Source organism: Streptomyces sp. NPDC048664, from assembly GCF_040650555.1.
In the GTDB taxonomy this organism is placed as follows: domain Bacteria; phylum Actinomycetota; class Actinomycetes; order Streptomycetales; family Streptomycetaceae; genus Streptomyces.
This window is the reverse complement of record NZ_JBEZHK010000001.1, coordinates 24,503-43,161: the sequence shown is the minus strand read 5'-3', so window position 1 is coordinate 43,161 and position 18,659 is coordinate 24,503. Positions and strand designations below refer to the sequence as shown.

Below are 18,659 nucleotides of genomic sequence, written 5' to 3'. Positions count from 1 at the left end.
AGCACTCCCTTGTGCTGGTACGGACGAACCTGTACGAAACCTGTTCAGCGCCTGCCCTCAGGCGCTCGTCCAAACGTGCGGTGCTTGTGAACGGGGGACCGACCTCCCGATGAGGCGTGCTACGCCAGTGGCCTCGACAGGAGGGTGCGCAGTCGTGGGGTCAGCCGGTTCTCCACGTAGCGGTTCAGGAGCCAGGCCAGGAGCAGCATGAAGGCGATCGTCAGCAGGAAGGTGCCGTACGACGGGATGCCGAGGGTGCGGTGCAGGACCTTGATGACGACCCAGCCCAGATGCTCGTGGACGAGGTAGAAGGGGTACGTCAGCGCGCCCGCCACCGTCAGCCAGCGCCAGTTCGCCCAGTTCAGCCAGCCGAGCGCGATCGCCGCGACGGCCACGAAGCCGAGGGTGACGATGAGCATGATGCTCCAGGCGCTGCGGTAGGAGAACGCGTGCACGGTGGGCGAGTGCCACAGGCGCGCCACCGCGTAGTGCTGGCCGATCAGCCAGCTGACCGCGACGATGCCCCACGCGTACGCGTCACGCCGGTTGCGGTGCACCAGGTACAGGCCGACGCCGCCGATGAAGAACGGCGCGTACTCGGGCATCAGCACGATGTCCAGGAGCGGCATCCTGGCGCCCTGCGCCACCGCCAGCGCGAGCGTCCAGCCGGCGCAGAACATGATCACCCGGCGCCGGTTCGCGCCCGGCAGCACGATACACAGCGCGAACAGGGCGTAGAAGCGCACCTCGGCCCACAGGGTCCAGCACACCCCGAGCACGCGGTCGACGCCGAGCGGCATCTGGAGCATCGTCAGGTTCACCAGGGTGTCGCTCGGCGAGAGCGCCTTGTAGGCGACCATCGGCAGCGCGAAGACCGCGGTGATGATGAGGATCGCGGCCCAGTACGCGGGCAGCAGCCGGGAGGCGCGGGAGGCGAAGAAGGAGCGCAGCGGGCGCCCCCAGCCGCTCATGCAGATCACGAAGCCGCTGATCACGAAGAAGATCTGCACACCCAGGCAGCCGTACGCGAACAGCAGGTGCAAGGCGGGGAACTGGTGCCGGGGCGAGGTGCCCCAGGCCTGTGTGACCTCGCCGTCGCGACCGCCGTAGTGGTAGCACGCCACCATGAGCGCCGCGATCAGGCGCAGCCCGTCCAGGGCGCGCAGCCGGTTCTCCCGGCGTGCGGCGGGCTTAGCCGGGGCCCCGGGGCCGGCCGTGTGCGGCACGGCGGGGGAGGCGTCGGCGGCGGGCGGAAGGACGGCGCGGACTGCGGTGCCCGTTGCGTCCCCGCGGGGGCCGGCAGGCGTGTCGATCACAGGGTTCCCCTCGATGGGACTCGGCCAGACCCCAGCACGTTAGTCCGATTTTCGGGGCTCCCCGCCCCCGCGCGAAGGGTCTTCGCCTTGCCGTTGACAGGAGTTCACCTGGGTGCGACGCACCCGTCCGGGACGCCCCGCGCGCCCCCCGCGCACGGCGAACGGGGCCGGGTCGTCCTGACCCGGCCCCGCTCCCGTGCATCGGCGGCACACCCCTCAGCCGCGCACCGCCCGCTTGAACGAGCGGGCCCGGCGGGCCACCCGCCGCACCGTCGCGTTGCGCGGGATGAAGGCGAGCTGCGCCGGGATCGCGCCCGGCAGCGCCAGCGACGTCAGGCGCCTGCGCTTGAAGTAGCGCCAGGTGTGCGGCGTCAGGTGCGCCGACAGATACCGCTCGGCGTCCGGGCGCAGTTCCGGGTAGATCTTGGGCTGCATCGCGAACCCGACGGCGCGCACGAGCGCGTTCAGGTCCGCGACGTCCACCGCCGGCCGCTGCTCCTTCACCGCCGCGTGGTCGGACAGCTCGGGCAGCAGCGCGTCCACCACGGTCACCGGCACCCGGTTGCTGTTCTCGTACGGCGCCAGGCGATCCAGGAGCGCGCCGGTGCCGATGCGGGCGACCGGCAGGCCGTACAGCGCGGACGCGGTCAGCAGGGCGGTGGAGAAGCAGCCCACGACCAGCGCCGGGCGCATCCGCTGGTACAGCACCTCCGCGAGGACCGGGGTGTCGAGCACGGTCAGCTCTGCGCCCAGCTCCTCGGCCTCCTTCTCCAGGGCGCGCGACCAGCGGGCCGGCGCGGAGGGGTGCGGCTTGAACACGATCCGCGTGTGGCCGAGCGCGACGGCGCCCCTCAGCATCCGTACGTGCAGGCTCTCCTCCTCCTCGGCGGTGAGGATCTCCAGCGCGGACAGGTACTGCCCGAGCAGCAGCGCCGGGGCGTCCAGGGACGGCAGCGCGTCGCCGGTCGCCTCCAGCTCGGCCAGCACCTTGGAGAACGCCTCCGTGGGGACGATCTCCGGCGCGACGCCGAACTCGGTGAGCAGCAGCGGCGTCAGGCCCGGCACCAGGTCCAGGTGCAGCAGCCGGTCCACCCGGGTGCCGACCAGCGGGTCGATCTTGTTGCGGGTGGGGCCGTAGCTCATCAGGCCGTCGGCGTAGACGGTCACGGGCGCGCCGGTGAAGATCTGGCAGACACCTATCGCCGGATTGACCTGGATCGACTCGACGACCAGCTCGACGTCGTCGTCGCCGAGGTTCCACAGCAGCCGCAGATGCCGCTCCCACAGCGGGACGTCGTCCAGCCGGGGGGCCCAGCCGCCCGGATGGAACGGGGAGATGGTCTCGTTCCAGGAGATCACCTCGTCGAAGCGGCCGCGCAGCTGCTCGAAGCCCGGCATCCCGTCGGGGCCGGGCGTGGTCTCGGGCGTCGCCGCGTTGTTGGAGACGAGCAGGATGCGCCGGTCGGCGGGGGAGAAGCACTCGCTGTCGAGCGCCGCGGCCAGCGTCGCCGTGCCGTACAGCGTCGACGCCATGAAGATCTGGGTCCTCACGCGGCCACCCCCGCGGGGGCGGGGCGGCGACGCAGCCGGCGCAGACGCGAGGCCCGCTCGATGTCCATGGACTCCAGGGCGTCCTCCAGCACTCCCTGCGGCATACGCCGCAGCGCGACAGCACTCATCGACTTCAGTTTTCGTGCCACCGCCGGCTCGAACCTTTCGATGGAACCCAGATGATGGGAAATGATCGCGCAATAGGTGCGAACGGCCTTCGGGAGAAGTATGTCCGCGTTCTGGTCCTTCGCGGTTTCGGCCACCACCTGGTCGAACGCGCGAATGAAATCGAGTTGCCGCACATCGCCGATCTGGGTGAGCGAGGACGCGACGCCGCGCCGGTAGTAGACACCGAGCAGGCTCAATGTGGCGAAGGAATCCGCCTCACGGTGCAGCTTCCAGATCCACGGTCGGTCCTCGGCGGTGCGCAGCCCGTCGGTGAAGTGCAGCAGGCCCCGGTCCACCAGCCGGCGGTGGTAGGCGCCCGCCCACGCGTACGCGTAGTCGACGGAGGTGGAGCGGTCGGCGGGCAGGATCGCGTCGCGCGGGTTCATCACCACGCCGCGCCGCCCGTGCGGCACCCGGTGGACGGAGCGCGCCCGCCCGGTGCACTGGACATGGTCCGTGCGGACGAAGTCGCAGCCCAGTTCCTCCATGGCGGACACGAGCCGGGGGTAGTAGCCGGGGGCGAGCCAGTCGTCCCCGTCGAGGAACGTCAGGTACTCGCCGCGCGCCGCGTCGATGCCGGTGTTGCGCGCGGTCGCCAGTCCTCCGTTCTTCTCGTGCCGGACATACACCGCGCCTGGCAGCTCGCGCTCGGCGCGCGCGAGGATGTCCGGGGTCTCGTCGCGGGAGCAGTCGTCGACGAGAATGAATTCGAAATCGTCACGCGCGTTCGCGCGCAGACTCCTCAGGGTGTCGGGCGCGTATTGCTGCACGTTGTAGAACGGCACGATGACGGAGAGCTTGACCACGCCTGTGACGTTAGGCGGAGGCCCGGATTTCGTCTTGACCGCGGGCTTGATGTCAGGTGAACGACGCGTGGCGGAACAGTGAACCGAACTGCATTCCCCGCGTTTCCCGAGCCGATTCGCCATTCGGCGATGTGCTGTTAACCCTTTGTTGGATTTCGGTTGGGCTGGTCCTCTCCCTCGCTTCCTAGCGTCTTCGACGTGCCAGCAAGTACCTCGAAGTCCCTGCGGGTTGCCGTCCTCGCCGATTCCGACACCCGGTGGAAGTGGGGCGCGCTCACCGCGAACCGCCTCGCGCCGAAGGAGTCGGCGCAGTCCGAGAAGCCGGGCGTCCGGCTCGACGGCTTCCTCCTGCGGGGCCGGGCCACGCCCACCGCCCGTCAGCTGAGTGAGGTCGGCGTCCGCGCGGACTCGCTCAGCGAGGTCACCGCCGCCGAGTTCCTGCGGGCGATGGCGAAGGAGTCGTACGACGTCCTCGTCCTCGCCCTCGTCGGCGGCGGCGTCCAGGCGATGCTGCACGGCCTCGCCCACCTGTGGCGGGGGCGCGCGAAGCGGCCCGTGGTTGTCACCGGCTATGTCGGCGTCGTCTACGAGAAGCTCGCCGACGGCCTGCTGCTGCGGCACGGGGCCGACCTCGTCCTCGCCAACTCCCGCCAGGACGCGGAGCGCTTCCGCGCGGTGTACGAGGGGGTGGGCGCCGACGCCTCGTCGGTGACCGAGGTGGCCCTGCCCTTCCTCGGCGGCGCCGCCTACGAGAAGAAGGACCCCTACACGGTCGTCTTCGCCGCACAGCCCTCCGTACCGGAGAGCCGCAAGGACCGCGCCTACCTCCTGGACCGGCTCGTCCAGCACGCGCGCCGGCACCCCGACCGCGAGGTGCTGCTCAAGCTCCGCTCCAAGCCGGGCGAGCACACCACGCACATCGAGGAACTGCCGTACCAGAAGCTGGCCCAGCGCCACGACGTGCCGGCCAACTTCCACCTGGTCTACGGGAACATGGGAGAGGTCCTGGACCGGACCGACCTCATGGTCACCGTCAGTTCGACGGCCGCCCTGGAGTCCCTGCACCGCCGTATCCCCACCGTCGTCCTCACCGACCTCGGGGTGCGCGAGGCGCTCGGCAACCACCACTTCGTGGGCTCCGGCTGCCTCGCCTCCTGGGACCAGCTCGACGCCGGGCACGAGCCGGAGCCCGATCCCCGGTGGGTCGCCCGCCAGGGCGTCGCCGCCGAGGGCGACACGTACGCGAGCGCCTTCGACACGGCGCGCGGACGCATCGCCGCGCTGCTCGCTACCGAGGAGCTCCCGCCGCTCGCGCCCTACTACACGCCCGTCACCGCGCCCGGCTACCTGCCCGGCGTCCTCGCCCGCCACCACCTCGCCCCCGACGGCAGCCCGCTGCCCGGCGCCCCCGCGGCCGACAGGGCGCCGGGACCGGTGCGCCAGATCGTCCGCCGCGCGGCCCGCGGCGCCTACCGCCACGGAGTGCAGCGCGTGGCGCCCGTGATCCGGCGGATGGGGGAGCTGTGAGCGCGCGGATCCCACGCCAAGGACCCCAAGGAGTTCAGCCCATGTCCCACCCGGAAGCGGCAGCGACGGCCCAGGTGCGCCGCGTGCTCGCGGTGATCCCCGCGCGCGGCGGCTCCAAGGGCGTGCCCGCGAAGAACCTGGCCCCGGTCGGCGGAGTGCCGCTGGTGGCCCGCGCGGTGCGCGAGTGCCGCGCCGCCCGGCTCGTCACCGACGTGGTGGTCTCCACCGACGACCAGGCCATCGCCGCCGCGGCTCGCGAGGCCGGCGCCGAGATCGTGCTGCGCCCCGCCGCGATCGCCGGGGACACGGCCACCTCGGAGGCCGCCGTCCTGCACGCCATGGACGCCCACGAGGCACTGCACGGCTCCCCGGTCGACGTGGTGCTGCTGGTCCAGTGCACCAGCCCGTTCCTCGTCCGCGAGGACATCGACGGGGTCGCCGCGGCCGTGGCCGAGGACGGCGCGGACACGGCGCTGACCGTGGCCCCCTTCCACGGCTTCCTGTGGCGCGACGCGGACGCCGGGGCCGCGGAGAGCGCGGACCCGGACGGCGGCCACGGCGTCAACCACGACAAGTCCTTCCGCCCCCGCCGCCAGGACCGCCCCCAGGACCTGCTGGAGACCGGCGCGGCCTACGCCATGGACGCCGCCGGCCTGCGCGCGCACGGACACCGCTTCTTCGGCCGCACCGAACTCGTGCGCACCGACCCGGCCCGCGTGCTGGAGATCGACGACCCGCACGAGCTCGCCCGCGCCCGCGCCCTTGCCCCGCTCTTCGACGCGGAGCGCCCCGGCGCCCTTCCGACCAGCGACGACATCGACGCGGTCGTACTCGACTTCGACGGCACCCAGACGGACGACAGGGTGCTGATCGACTCCGACGGACGTGAGTTCGTCTCCGTGCACCGCGGAGACGGACTCGGCATCGCGGCGCTGCGCAGGAGCGGCCTGAAGATGCTCATCCTGTCCACGGAGCAGAACCCGGTCGTCGCCGCCAGGGCCCGGAAGCTTCGGATCCCGGTCCTGCACGGCATCGACCGGAAGGACCTCGCACTGAAGCAGTGGTGCGAGGAGCAGGGCATCGCGCCCGAGCGCGTGCTCTACGTCGGCAACGACGTCAACGACCTCCCGTGCTTCGCCCTCGTGGGCTGGCCCGTGGCGGTCGCGAGCGCCCACGACGTCGTACGCGGCGCCGCACGCGCGGTCACCACCACCCCCGGCGGTGACGGCGCCATCCGAGAGATCGCCAGCTGGATCCTCGGCCCCTCTCTCGACTCCCTCAACAGCTAAGGAATTTCTCCCCATGAGCACCAACTCCCGTATGCGCACGTTCGGTTCGCGCGAGGTCGGCCCCGGCCGCCCCGTCTACATCTGCGGCGAGATCGGCATCAACCACAACGGTGAGCTGGAGAACGCGTTCAAGCTGATCGACGTGGCCGCCGAAGCCGGCTGCGACGCGGTCAAGTTCCAGAAGCGCACCCCCGAGATCTGCACCCCGCGCGACCAGTGGGACATCGAGCGCGACACCCCCTGGGGCCGCATGACCTACATCGACTACCGCCACCGCGTGGAGTTCGGTGAGGACGAGTACCGCCAGATCGACGCGTACTGCAAGGAGAAGGGCATCGCCTGGTTCGCGTCCCCGTGGGACACCGAGGCCGTCGCCTTCCTGGAGAAGTTCGACCTGCCCGCCCACAAGGTGGCCTCCGCCTCCCTGACGGACGACGAGCTGCTGCGCGCCCTGCGCGCCACCGGCCGCACGGTCATCCTGTCCACCGGCATGTCGACCCCGAAGCAGATCCGCCATGCGGTCGAGGTCCTCGGCAGCGACAACATCCTCATGTGCCACGCCACCTCCACCTACCCGGCGAAGGCCGAGGAGCTGAACCTCCGCGTGATCAACACGCTGGAGATGGAGTTCCCGAACGTCCCGATCGGCTACTCCGGCCACGAGACCGGTCTGCAGACCACGCTGGCCGCGGTCGCCCTCGGCGCCACCTTCGTCGAGCGCCACATCACCCTCGACCGCGCGATGTGGGGCTCCGACCAGGCCGCCTCCGTGGAGCCGGGCGGCCTCACGCGCCTCGTCCGCGACATCCGCACCATCGAGGCGTCGCTGGGCGACGGTGTCAAGAAGGTCTACGACTCCGAGCTCGGCCCGATGAAGAAGCTGCGCCGTGTCGCGGGCGCCGTCGCCGAGGCGGAGATCGCCGCCGCCGCTGGTGAGCCGGTCCAGGTCTGAGCATCTCAGGGGACGGTCGTACGCCGATGAGCCCTCGCGCCGAATCCGCCGGCCACGCGACGCTCGCCTTCGTGGAGAGCCCGGTCCAGCTCCTGAACGTGCTGGAGTGGGCGCACGCCCACGCGCCCGGCGGGGCGGACACCGCCCCCGGCCGCGCGGCGGGCATCCCCACACAGGGCGGCAGGCGGTCCGGGGCGGGGCGCACGGCGGCGACCGGCGCGGGGAGTCCCACCCCGCTCCCGGCGGCCGAGGCCGCCCCGGCCGCCCCGGCGCTCCGGGGCCCCTCGGCGCCCTCGGGGCACGAGCGGCTCACGCTCGTGGTGCTGTCCCCGACCGACCCGATGACGCGTGGCCAGCTGCGCCGGATGGCGGAACTGGCCCGCGAGGAGGGGCACGACGTGCGCTGGGAGGAGGCGCGCGGCGGCACGAGCGCGCCCTTCCGCACGGTGGGCGGCCTCACCCCGCTGCTGCGCCGCGCGCGCAGGGTCGTGATGGGGGACCCCTTCTCCCGCTACGTACAACTGCTGCTGACCATCACCCGGGCCCGCGAGCTGGTGGTGGTGGACGACGGCACGGCGACGATGGAGTTCGTCGCCCAGCTCGCCCGCGGCGAGCGCCTGGTGCGCTGGCACCGCAAGGGCGGCCGGCCGGGCGCCCGCGACCTGCTCTTCGCGCCGGTGTCGGCGTCGGCCCGGCGCAGGCTGACACCGGGCTCCCGGCGCACGGTCCAGGTCTTCTCCTCCATGCCGATCGACCAGACGCCCGAGGGCGTCGCGGTCACGGCCAACGACTTCGGCTGGACCCGATCCCGGTTCGGGCCGCCGCGCCTGACCAAGGGCGCCGACCTCGTGGGCACGTCCCTGGTGGAGACGGGCGTGGTGGACGGCGATCGCTATCTGGAGGCGGTGCGGGCCCTGGCCCGCACGCACGGGGCGCGCCGCTACTTCGCCCATCGCCGCGAGAGCGCCGACAAGCTGCACCGGCTGGCGGTCGAGACGGGTCTGGAGGTGGTCCGCCCGGACCTGCCCCTGGAGCTGATCGCGCGCCGGGGCCCCATCGGCCGTACGATCCTCAGTTTTCCCTCCACGGTCGTCCACACCCTGCCGCTGGCCCTGGTCGGCACCGAGGTGCGGGTGGCCGTGTGCGACATCGACCCCGCCTGGTTGACGCAGAACGCCTCCCCACGCGCCCAGGGCTTCCTGTCGGGCGTCACCGGCACGGCCCGGGACGTGGACCGGCTGCCGACGGTGCCGGCCGAGCGGGACGTGCCGGCGGGGCAGGACATCGCGACCGGGTAGGCGCGGCGCCGGGCCCCGGGACGTGCCGGTGGGCGCGACGAAGCGGCCGGTCGGGAAGCGGTAAAGTCTACCCATCTCCCTTCGCCGTCATGCGTCAGTCGGCCACCTTTTCTTCGCCTGAGGGGCTGAAGTTTCGGGATCGAGGGGCGGTCCACGGCCTGACCGCCCTACCCTTCAAAGGGTGAACCAAGTGATGTCGAGAGAGTCCGAGGCCGACCACACCGCCGATCACTCCGGGGACACGGTGCTCCCCGGCGCGCTGCCCGAGGCGTTGCGCGCCGAGCTCGTGACCTTCCGCCGGGACATGCACATGCACCCCGAGCTGGGCAACCAGGAGTTCCGTACGACCGCCGCGATCAAGGCCCGCCTGGAACAGGAGGGGCTCGCGCCGCGCGTGCTCGACACCGGCACCGGCCTCATCTGCGACATCGGCGAGTGGGACGGCACGCGTCCCATGCTGGCCCTGCGCGCCGACATCGACGCGCTGCCCATCCCGGACACCAAGGCGGACTGCCCCTACCGCTCCACCGTCCCCGACCGCGCCCACGCCTGCGGGCACGACGTGCACACCGCGGTCGTCCTGGGGGCCGGCCTGGTCCTCGCCGGACTGCACCGCGCCGGCCGGCTGCCGCGGCCCGTACGGCTGATCTTCCAGCCGGCCGAGGAGGTCCTGCCCGGTGGCGCGGCCGACGCGATCGAGTCCGGCGTCCTCGACGGCGTGGGCCGGATCATCGGCGTCCACTGCGACCCCAAGGTGGACGCGGGACGTATCGGGCTGCGGCACGGGCCCATCACCTCGGCCTGCGACCGGCTCGAGGTGGCCCTCGACGGCGCGGGCGGCCACACCGCGCGCCCCCACCTCACCACGGACCTGGTGGTCGCCGCCGCGCGCGTCGCCACCGACGTGCCCACCCTGGTCGGACGCCGTGTCGACGCCCGCAGCGGTCTCTCGGTGACCTGGGGCCGTATCGAGTCCGGGCACGCCTGCAACGTCATCCCGCAGCACGCCGAGCTGTCCGGGACCGTGCGCTGCCTGGACCTCGCCACCTGGCGCCAGGCGCCCGACCTGGTGCACGCGGCGATCGACGAGATCGCGAACCTGTACCGGGCGAAGTCCGAGATCAACTACATCCGGGGCGTGCCCCCGGTCGTCAACGACATCGCCGTGACCGAGCTGCTGCGCGACGCGATGAGCCTGCGCCGCGGGGCCGAGTCCGTCGAGAGCACCGAGCAGAGCCTGGGCGGCGAGGACTTCTCCTGGTACCTGGAGCACGTGCCCGGCGCCATGGCCCGCCTCGGCGTCCGCCGGCCCGGCGAGCGCACGGTCCGTGATCTGCACCAGGGCGACTTCGACGTGGACGAGCACGCCATCACGGTGGGCGTGGAGCTGTTCACGGCGGCCGCTCTGATCGACGCTGGGGAAGCGTGAGGTGCCGGTTCTCCCACGCGAGACAGGTGCAGCGGGGCTGAACCGAAAATCAATTGAAAGAGTAAGGCTGTCCGGCGTCAGAGCCGGACAGCCTTACGGGCCAAAACCAGGAAGTCTCTCGAACCTTACACAGGCTCGTCCGTTTCAACCTTCATGGAATAGACGGCGACACTTGTGCGCGAAGGGTCAGAGCTGCACACGGCATGAGACGTCTCCCCCTTGCGGGTGTTGACCCAATTCCCTTCCATGTTGAACTTTTTTCCGTCGGGGCCAATGCATACGGCCCAGACACGGTGGATGCTGAAGCGTGTGATGCCCCCGGTGCACTTGCCGTACGCGGTGCCACCGTTGGAGGACTTCCAGGTGGTGCAGGTCGACGCGGCGGCTGCAGGCGTGGCAGTGAGGGCGACGAGTGCGGCGCTTGCGGTTATACCTGCGCCGACCGCGGCCGAGATGGTCCTGCTGAGCCTCACGATTACTCCCCGTTTTTTGAGCGGACGTTGATCGGGTTCTGGTCGAACGTCGAAGATCGACCTCGCCTCAACCTAGCCAGACCCAGAATGTTCCTGGAGCGATTTTTCGGTCAAAAGTTCGAGTCTTGTCTCGATCTTCTTGGTTCGGCGGCCCACTTCATGGCGGGCTTGGTGGGGGTCCGCTCTGAGAGGTCATGGAATGAACGGTCCTCAAGGGCGAGGTGTCGTCCTCAGGCTGGCGTTCGCCATGCGAGGGCCAGAGCCGCCGGTGGAGTGTGGCTCAAGAGTCCTCCTGTGAGGATGGGACGATCTTCGCGAGCCGTATCTTCGGCACCCGAGTAGCCCTCCGCATGACATCGATGCTCTCGATGCACCCCCTGGTGCGATTGCCAGTCCGTTGTGGACCGGATGACCTGGCCGGTGCCAAGGCTCTGGGGAAGCGTCGTCCTCGGTGTGCATGAGGGTGGCGTCGGCGGCCCACGCGATCATGGTCGTGGTGGGGATGCTCACAGCGGCGGCGCTGCCGAGAGTGGGCGACAGACGCGCGAGCTGGCGGAGAAGGGAGAGGCCGACGTCCCTGGGGGTGCTCCCTGCCAGCCGCAATGCACTCGTCAGCCATTCGTGTGCTGCGCGCGACGACAGCGCAAGAGCCCCAAGATCCCGAGTTCAGATGGTGTTTGCCTCGAATCGATAACACCTTCGGGAGGGGTGTTTTTCTGACATCTACGCGCGTTACGATTCCGCGAAGCCGACATCGAAGACGTGCCTCGGCTGGAGTACCGGCAACGCGGTGCTCACATCTAGCGCCGACACGGCGCTCAGGTCAGGTGAAGGAGCCTTCCCGTGCGCCGGGTAGCCAAGCTTTCCGCCGCGGTCGTCGCGACCGCCGCTCTCGCCGTGACTGCCACCGCGTGTGGCAGCACCTCCTCCGACAACGACAAGTCCTCCTCGTCCTCGGGCGGCAAGGGCGGCATCAAGATCGGTCTCGCCTACGACGTGGGCGGCCGTGGCGACCGGTCCTTCAACGACTCCGCCGCGCGCGGTGCCGACAAGGCCAAGGCCGAGTTCGACGGCTCCATCAAGGAGCTGACCGCCAAGACCTCGGACACCCCGGCGGACCGCGAACAGCGTCTCACGGACCTCGCCCAGGCGGGCTACAACCCGGTCATCGCCATCGGCTACACCTACGCGCCCGCCGTGCAGAAGGTCGCGAAGCAGTTCCCGAAGGTCCAGTTCGGCCTGGTCGACTCCGTGGTGGACGGCGGCAACGTGAACAGCATCACGTTCACCGAGGAGCAGGGCTCCTACCTGGCCGGTGTCGCCGCCGCGCTGAAGACCAAGAAGGACCACGTCGGCTTCATCGGCGGTGTCGACAACCCGCTGATCAAGAAGTTCGAGGCCGGTTACGTCCAGGGCGTGCACGACACCAACCCCAAGGTGAAGGTCGACGTCCAGTACCTGTCCCACGGCCAGGACACCTCCGGCTTCGCCAGCCCCGACAAGGGCCAGCAGGCGGCGCAGGGCATGCTGGACAACAGCGCGGACGTCATCTACACGGCGGCCGGCTCCTCCGGCAACGGCTCCATCGAGGCCGTCAACGGCGTCAAGGGTGCCTGGGCCATCGGCGTGGACTCGGACCAGTACCTCAGCCCCGGTCTGGCCAAGTACAAGAGCTCGATCCTGACCTCCATGGTCAAGAACGTCGACGTCGGCGTGTACGACTACATCAAGTCCGTCAAGAACGGCAAGCCGCTGACGGGCAACAACGTCTACTCGCTGGCCAAGGGCGGCGTCTCGCTGGCCACCAGCGGCGGCTTCATCGGCGACATCCAGTCCAAGCTGGACGCCGCGAAGCAGAAGATCGTGGACGGCAAGGTCAAGGTCAAGACCGCCCCGTGATCTGATGCGGCCCGGCCCCGTCCGGGTCGGGCCGCACACCGTGGCTCGGCGCAGGGGGAGTGCTCACACATCCCCTCGCCGAGCCATAACAATGTGTCAACTCTACGCGTGTAGCATGGAGTTGCCGCGCTAGCGTCGCCGACGCCTGCCCTCCCCTACGCAGCCCCTTTCCCCGAGGAGAGTGCGCCATCAACGCGTCCAGCCCTCCCGCTGCCGTCGAACTGCGCGGCATCACCAAGCGTTTCCCCGGCGTCGTCGCCAACCGTGACATCGACATCACGGTCCGCAAGGGCACCGTCCATGCCCTCTGCGGCGAGAACGGCGCCGGCAAGTCGACCCTGATGAAGATCCTCTACGGCATGCAGCAGCCGGACGAGGGCACGATCACGCTCGACGGCCAGCAGGTCGTCCTCGGCAACCCCGGCGACGCCATCGCACGCGGCATCGGCATGGTGCACCAGCACTTCATGCTCGCCGACAACCTCACCGTCCTGGAGAACGTCGTTCTCGGCGCGGAGAAGCTGCACGGCATCGGCGGCAAGGCCCGCACGAAGATCAAGGAGATCTCCGACGCGTACGGCCTGAACGTCCGGCCCGACGTGCTCGTGGAGCAGCTGGGTGTCGCGGACCGCCAGCGCGTGGAGATCCTCAAGGTCCTCTACCGCGGCGCCAAGACCCTCATCCTGGACGAGCCCACCGCCGTGCTGGTGCCGCAGGAGGTCGACGCGCTCTTCGGCAACCTGCGGGACCTCAAGGCCGAGGGCCTCACCGTCATCTTCATCTCCCACAAGCTGGGCGAGGTGCTCTCCGTCGCCGACGAGATCACCGTCATCCGGCGGGGCACCACGGTCGGCACCGCCGACCCGGCGAACACCACGACCAAGCAGCTCGCGGAGCTGATGGTCGGCAGCGAGCTGCCCACCCCGGAGACCTCCGAGTCCACCGTCACGGACGTCCCGATGCTCCAGCTCGACGGCCTGCGCCTGGCGCAGACGGACCTCGACGGCATCGAGCGGATCATCCTCGACGAGATCTCCTTCACCATCCACAAGGGCGAGGTCCTCGGCATCGCCGGCGTGGAGGGCAACGGCCAGTCCGAGCTGGTCGAGGCGATCATGGGCATGCGCCGCCCCGACACGGGCGTGATCACCCTCGACGGCACCGACATCTCGCACGCCCCCACCCGCCGCCGCCGCGAGACCGGCATCGGCTACATCCCCGAGGACCGCCACCGGCACGGCCTGCTGCTCGAAGCGCCGCTGTGGGAGAACCGGGTCCTCGGCCACGTCACCGAGGCGCCCAACTCGCGCGGTCCGCTGCTCGACATCAAGGGAGCCCGTACCGACACCGAGCGGATCGTGCAGGCGTACGACGTCCGCACCCCCGGTATCGACGTCACGGCCGCCTCGCTGTCCGGCGGCAACCAGCAGAAGCTGATCGTCGGCCGCGAGATGAGCCACGCCCCCAAGCTGCTCATCGCCGCCCACCCCACCCGTGGCGTGGACGTCGGCGCCCAGGCGGCCATCTGGGACCACATCCGGGACGCCCGCCGCGAGGGACTCGCCGTCCTGCTGATCTCGGCCGACCTGGACGAGCTGATCGGGCTCTCCGACACCCTGCGGGTGATGTACCGCGGCCGGCTGGTCGCCGACGCCGACCCCGCCACGATCACCCCCGAAGAGCTGGGCTCCGCCATGACCGGTGCGGCCACCGGCCACCTGGAAGCCCCCACGGAGGACGACGAGCGATGAAGAAGCTGACCTCACGGATCGACAAGGAGCGGCTGCTCCTCGGGATCGCGGCACCGGTGCTGGCGGTCGTCGCCGCGCTCGTCGTCACGGCCCTGGTGATCCTCGCGACCGGTAAGAACCCGGCCCCCGCCTTCAGCGACATGGTGACCTACGGCTTCGCCAGCGACAGCCAGGTCGCCATCCTCAACAAGGCGACGACGTACTACCTCGCCGGTATCTCGGTGGCCATCGGCTTCCGGATGAACCTGTTCAACATCGGTGTCGACGGCCAGTACCGGCTTGCCGCGTTCTTCGCCGCCGCTCTGGGCGCGACGCTGACCGTGCCCGGCTGGCTCGCCATCCCGATCATCCTGATCTGCGCCATGGCGACCGGCGCCGTGTGGGCGGCCATCGCCGGCGTCCTCAAGGTGACCCGCGGCGTCAGCGAGGTCATCTCGACGATCATGCTGAACGCGATCGCCACCGCGGTCATCGCCTACCTGCTCCAGCCCGGCAAGCTGGCGACGCTCCAGCAGGGCGGCACCGTCGTGGCCACGAAGCCGCTGCCGTCGGCCGCGCACTTCTTCAGCATCGACACCGGCGCGGCCGGTGTGCTGGACGGCTTCATCGTCGTCGCCGTCATCGTCGGCATCGCGTACTGGTTCGTGCTCGGCCGCACCCGCTTCGGCTACGACCTGCGCACCGTCGGCCAGTCCGAGTCCGCCGCCGCCGCGAGCGGTGTGTCGGTGAAGAAGATGGTCGCCACCAGCATGATCATCTCGGGTGCGGTGGCCGGCCTGATCGGCATGCCGACCCTGCTCAACGACAGCTACCAGTACAGCAGCGACTTCCCGACCGGCGTCGGCTTCACCGGCATCGCCATCGCGCTGCTCGGCCGCAACAACCCGGTCGGCATCGCGCTCGGCGCCCTGCTGTGGGGCTTCCTGGAGCGCACCACCGGCCACCTGGAGTTCCAGGGCTACGACAAGGAAATCCTCGGCGTCATCCAGGGCGTCATCGTGCTGTGCGTCGTCATCGCCTACGAGGTCGTGCGCCGTTACGGTCTCAAGCGCCAGCAGCAGCGCGTCGGCGCCGAACTCGCCGCCCAGGCCGCCGCCACGACGAAGAAGCAGGAGGTGGCGTGATGACTGCCACGATGACCGACGCGCCGCCGCCCGCGGCGCCCAAGGCGGCGGGCGCCCCCCAGCGCTCCGGCCGCTCGTTCGCCCAGATCCTCCTGCTCGTCGCGGGCGGCCTGCTGCTCCTCTCCGCGATCCGGATGATCACCGGCTCCCAGGACCTCGACTCCGCCGGTCAGGTCAGCGCCTCCCTCGGCCTCGCCGTCCCGATCGGTCTCGCCGGCCTGGCCGGTCTGTGGTCCGAGCGCTCCGGTGTGGTCAACATCGGCCTCGAGGGCATGATGATCCTCGGCACCTTCGGTGCCGGCTGGATCGGCTGGCAGTCCAACCCCTGGCTCGGCCTGCTGGCCGGCATCGCCTTCGGCGTCCTCGGCGGCCTCGTGCACGCCGTCGCCACCGTCACCTTCGGCGTGGACCACATCGTCTCCGGTGTGGCGATCAACCTGCTCGCGCTCGGCGCCACCCAGTACCTCGCCAAGCTGTTCTTCAACAACGGGTCGGCGCTCGACGCGGGCGGCAACCCGAAGCAGTCCCCGCCGGTGGACTCGCTCCCGGACGTGACCGTGCCCGGCCTGTCCGACGCCCTGCAGTCGGTGGAGCAGCACCACTGGTTCCTGGTCTCCGACATCGCCGGCATCCTCGGCGGCCTGGTCACGCACCTTTCCGTGGTCACGGTCCTGGCCGCGGTGCTGTTCGTGGGGAGCTGGTGGCTGCTGTGGCGCACCCCGTTCGGTCTGCGTCTGCGCTCCTGCGGTGAGAACCCGACCGCCGCGGAGTCGCTCGGCGTCAACGTCTACACGTACAAGTACGCGGCCGTCGCCGTCTCGGGCGGCCTGGCCGGACTCGGCGGCGCCTTCCTGGCCCTGGTCACCTCCCACACCTACCTGGAGGGCCAGACCGGAGGACGCGGCTACATCGGCCTCGCCGCGATGATCTTCGGCAACTGGCGTCCCGGCGGCCTCGCGATGGGTGCCGGACTGTTCGGCTACTCCGACGCCCTCCAGCTCCGCAACGGCGGCACCACCGTCCACGCGCTGCTGCTCCTGCTGGTGGTCCTGCTCGTGGCGCTCGGCGCCTGGAAGCTGTACCGCAAGGCGATGGTGCAGGGCGTGGTCAGCCTGGCCATGGCCGCGCTGGTCCTGGTCTGGTACCTGGTCACCGACACCGTCCCGAGCGACTTCGTCGGCGCCACCCCGTACGTCGTCACCCTGCTGGTGCTGTCGCTGTCCGCGCAGCGCCTGCGGATGCCCAAGGCGGACGGCATGCGCTACCGGAAGGGCCAGGGCAAGTGAGCACGGCCGCCGACTTCGACTGGGAGGCGCTGCGCGGTCAGGCCCGCGAGGCCATGTCCCACGCCTACGCCCCGTACTCCGGGTTCCCCGTCGGAGCGGCGGCTCTGGCCGACGACGGACGCACGGTCTCCGGCTGCAACGTCGAGAACGCCTCGTACGGCCTCGGGCTGTGCGCCGAGTGCGGGCTCGTCTCGGAGCTCCAGCGCACCGGCGGCGGCCGGCTCACCCACTTCACCTGTGTGGACGGCACGGGCTCCCTGCTCGTGCCGTGCGGCCGCTGCCGGCAGCTGCTCTACGAGTTCGGCGGCCCCGACCTGCTGCTGGACACCCCGGCGGGCGTCCTGCCCCTGTCCGAGATGCTCCCCCAGGCCTTCGGCCCGGACCATCTCACCAAGTAACTCCCGTGCGGCCCCTCCTGAGTTGCCCTGAGAGCCTCAGAGGGGCCGCACCCCTTTTGAACGTCGGAAGGAAACCATCGCCATGGACGCCATCTCCGTCATCCGCACCAAGCGGGACCGCGGCGAGCTGAGCGACGAGCAGATCGACTGGGTCATCGACGCGTACACGCGCGGCGAGGTCGCCGACGAGCAGATGTCGTCGCTCGCGATGGCCATCCTGCTCAACGGCATGAACCGCCGTGAGATCGCCCGCTGGACCGCGGCGATGATCGCCTCCGGCGAGCGCATGGACTTCTCCTCACTGTCCCTGCCCACCGCGGACAAGCACTCCACGGGCGGCGTCGGCGACAAGATCACGCTGCCGCTGGCCCCGCTCGTCGCCGCCTGCGGCGCGGCCGTCCCGCAGCTGTCCGGTCGAGGCCTCGGCCACACCGGTGGCACGCTGGACAAGCTGGAGTCGATCCCCGGCTGGCGCGCGCTGCTGTCCAACGAGGAGATGCTCCACGTCCTGGACACCACCGGCGCGGTGATCTGCGCGGCGGGCGACGGCCTGGCCCCCGCCGACAAGAAGCTCTACGCCCTGCGCGACGTCACCGGCACCGTGGAGGCGATCCCGCTGATCGCCTCCTCGATCATGTCCAAGAAGATCGCCGAGGGCACCGGGTCCCTGGTCCTGGACGTCAAGGTCGGCTCCGGCGCCTTCATGAAGACGATCGAGGACGCGCGTGAGCTGGCCTCCACCATGGTCGGCCTCGGCACGGACCACGGTGTGAAGACGGTCGCCCTGCTCACGGACATGTCCACGCCGCTGGGTCTGACGGCGGGCAACGCCCTGGAGGTCCGCGAGTCGGTCGAGGTCCTCGCGGGCGGCGGCCCGGCCGACGTGGTCGAGCTGACGATCGCGCTCGCCCGCGAGATGCTCGACGCGGCCGGTGTGAAGGACGCGGACCCGGCGAAGGCCCTGGCCGACGGCTCGGCCATGGACGTCTGGCGCCGCATGATCGCGGCCCAGGGCGGCGACCCGGACGCGGCGCTGCCCACGTCCAAGGAGCAGCATGTGATCAAGGCCCCGTCCTCGGGCGTCCTGACCCGGCTCGACGCCTACGGCGTCGGTGTCGGCGCCTGGCGCCTCGGCGCGGGCCGTGCCCGCAAGGAGGACCCGGTGCAGGCCGGCGCGGGCATCGAGATGCACGCGAAGCCGGGCGACACGGTGACCGAGGGCCAGCCCCTGCTGACCCTCCACACCGACACCCCGGAGCGCTTTGCCTACGCGCTCGAGGCGGTCGAGGGTTCGTACGACATCGCCGCGGCGGGCACGGACTTCTCGGCCACGCCGGTGGTCCGGGAGCGCATCGCCTGACCCGGGCTCTCCCCCCTTCGGACGAACGGGAC

14 protein-coding genes are annotated in these 18,659 nt (G+C 70.7%); 11 read left to right on the top strand and 3 right to left on the bottom strand.

Annotation, left to right across the window (positions count from 1 at the left end):
• Positions 1-119 precede the first annotated feature (119 nt).
• The 3 genes from AB0C59_RS00190 to AB0C59_RS00180 form a co-directional block, all read right to left on the bottom strand.
• A complete protein-coding gene (locus AB0C59_RS00190) occupies positions 120-1,226 on the bottom strand; it encodes an acyltransferase (protein ID WP_363000134.1) in 1,107 nt (368 codons plus the stop codon).
• Positions 1,227-1,532: 306 nt separating this feature from the next.
• Positions 1,533-2,867 (bottom strand): alpha-2,8-polysialyltransferase family protein, encoded by a 1,335-nt coding sequence (locus AB0C59_RS00185; protein ID WP_362999868.1) that lies wholly within the window; start codon positions 2,865-2,867, stop codon positions 1,533-1,535.
• A complete protein-coding gene (locus AB0C59_RS00180) occupies positions 2,864-3,841 on the bottom strand; it encodes a glycosyltransferase family 2 protein (RefSeq protein ID WP_362999867.1) in 978 nt (325 codons plus the stop codon). Before AB0C59_RS00180 ends, AB0C59_RS00185 begins: the two co-directional genes overlap by 4 nt.
• A 198-nt stretch (positions 3,842-4,039) precedes the next feature.
• On the opposite strand from AB0C59_RS00180, the gene AB0C59_RS00175 reads away from it, so the two are divergent.
• The 11 genes from AB0C59_RS00175 (at position 4,040) to AB0C59_RS00125 (ending at position 18,627) form a co-directional block, all read left to right on the top strand.
• On the top strand, positions 4,040-5,368 hold the full coding sequence (locus tag AB0C59_RS00175) for a DUF6716 putative glycosyltransferase (protein ID WP_362999866.1): 1,329 nt from the start codon (positions 4,040-4,042) through the stop codon (positions 5,366-5,368).
• A gap of 41 nt (positions 5,369-5,409) precedes the next feature.
• Positions 5,410-6,657, top strand: a complete 1,248-nt coding sequence (locus AB0C59_RS00170; RefSeq protein WP_362999865.1) for an N-acylneuraminate cytidylyltransferase — start codon at positions 5,410-5,412, stop codon at positions 6,655-6,657.
• 13 nt (positions 6,658-6,670) lie between these two features.
• Positions 6,671-7,609 carry an N-acetylneuraminate synthase family protein gene (locus AB0C59_RS00165; protein ID WP_362999864.1) on the top strand — a complete coding sequence of 313 codons (939 nt, stop codon included), beginning with the start codon at positions 6,671-6,673 and terminating at the stop codon, positions 7,607-7,609.
• A 26-nt stretch (positions 7,610-7,635) separates the two neighbouring features.
• The gene (locus AB0C59_RS00160; RefSeq protein ID WP_362999863.1) at positions 7,636-8,907 is read left to right on the top strand and encodes a hypothetical protein; all 1,272 of its coding nucleotides are present in this window, start codon (positions 7,636-7,638) and stop codon (positions 8,905-8,907) included.
• A gap of 193 nt (positions 8,908-9,100) precedes the next feature.
• Positions 9,101-10,336 (top strand): amidohydrolase, encoded by a 1,236-nt coding sequence (locus tag AB0C59_RS00155; protein WP_362999862.1) that lies wholly within the window; start codon positions 9,101-9,103, stop codon positions 10,334-10,336.
• Positions 10,337-11,652: 1,316 nt separating this feature from the next.
• On the top strand, positions 11,653-12,708 hold the full coding sequence (locus AB0C59_RS00150; RefSeq protein WP_362999861.1) for a BMP family ABC transporter substrate-binding protein: 1,056 nt from the start codon (positions 11,653-11,655) through the stop codon (positions 12,706-12,708).
• Positions 12,709-12,896: 188 nt separating this feature from the next.
• Positions 12,897-14,459 (top strand): ABC transporter ATP-binding protein, encoded by a 1,563-nt coding sequence (locus AB0C59_RS00145; RefSeq protein WP_363000133.1) that lies wholly within the window; start codon positions 12,897-12,899, stop codon positions 14,457-14,459.
• Positions 14,456-15,583: an ABC transporter permease gene (locus tag AB0C59_RS00140; RefSeq protein WP_362999860.1), complete on the top strand. Its 1,128-nt coding sequence runs from the start codon at positions 14,456-14,458 to the stop codon at positions 15,581-15,583. The genes AB0C59_RS00145 and AB0C59_RS00140 overlap by 4 nt, the downstream gene beginning before the upstream one ends.
• Positions 15,583-16,869, top strand: coding sequence for an ABC transporter permease (locus AB0C59_RS00135; RefSeq protein WP_362999859.1), 1,287 nt, complete (start codon positions 15,583-15,585; stop codon positions 16,867-16,869). Before AB0C59_RS00140 ends, AB0C59_RS00135 begins: the two co-directional genes overlap by 1 nt.
• A complete protein-coding gene (locus AB0C59_RS00130) occupies positions 16,866-17,267 on the top strand; it encodes a cytidine deaminase (protein ID WP_362999858.1) in 402 nt (133 codons plus the stop codon). The genes AB0C59_RS00135 and AB0C59_RS00130 overlap by 4 nt, the downstream gene beginning before the upstream one ends.
• Positions 17,268-17,349: 82 nt before the next feature.
• Positions 17,350-18,627 (top strand): thymidine phosphorylase, encoded by a 1,278-nt coding sequence (locus AB0C59_RS00125; protein WP_362999857.1) that lies wholly within the window; start codon positions 17,350-17,352, stop codon positions 18,625-18,627.
• Positions 18,628-18,659 lie beyond the last annotated feature (32 nt).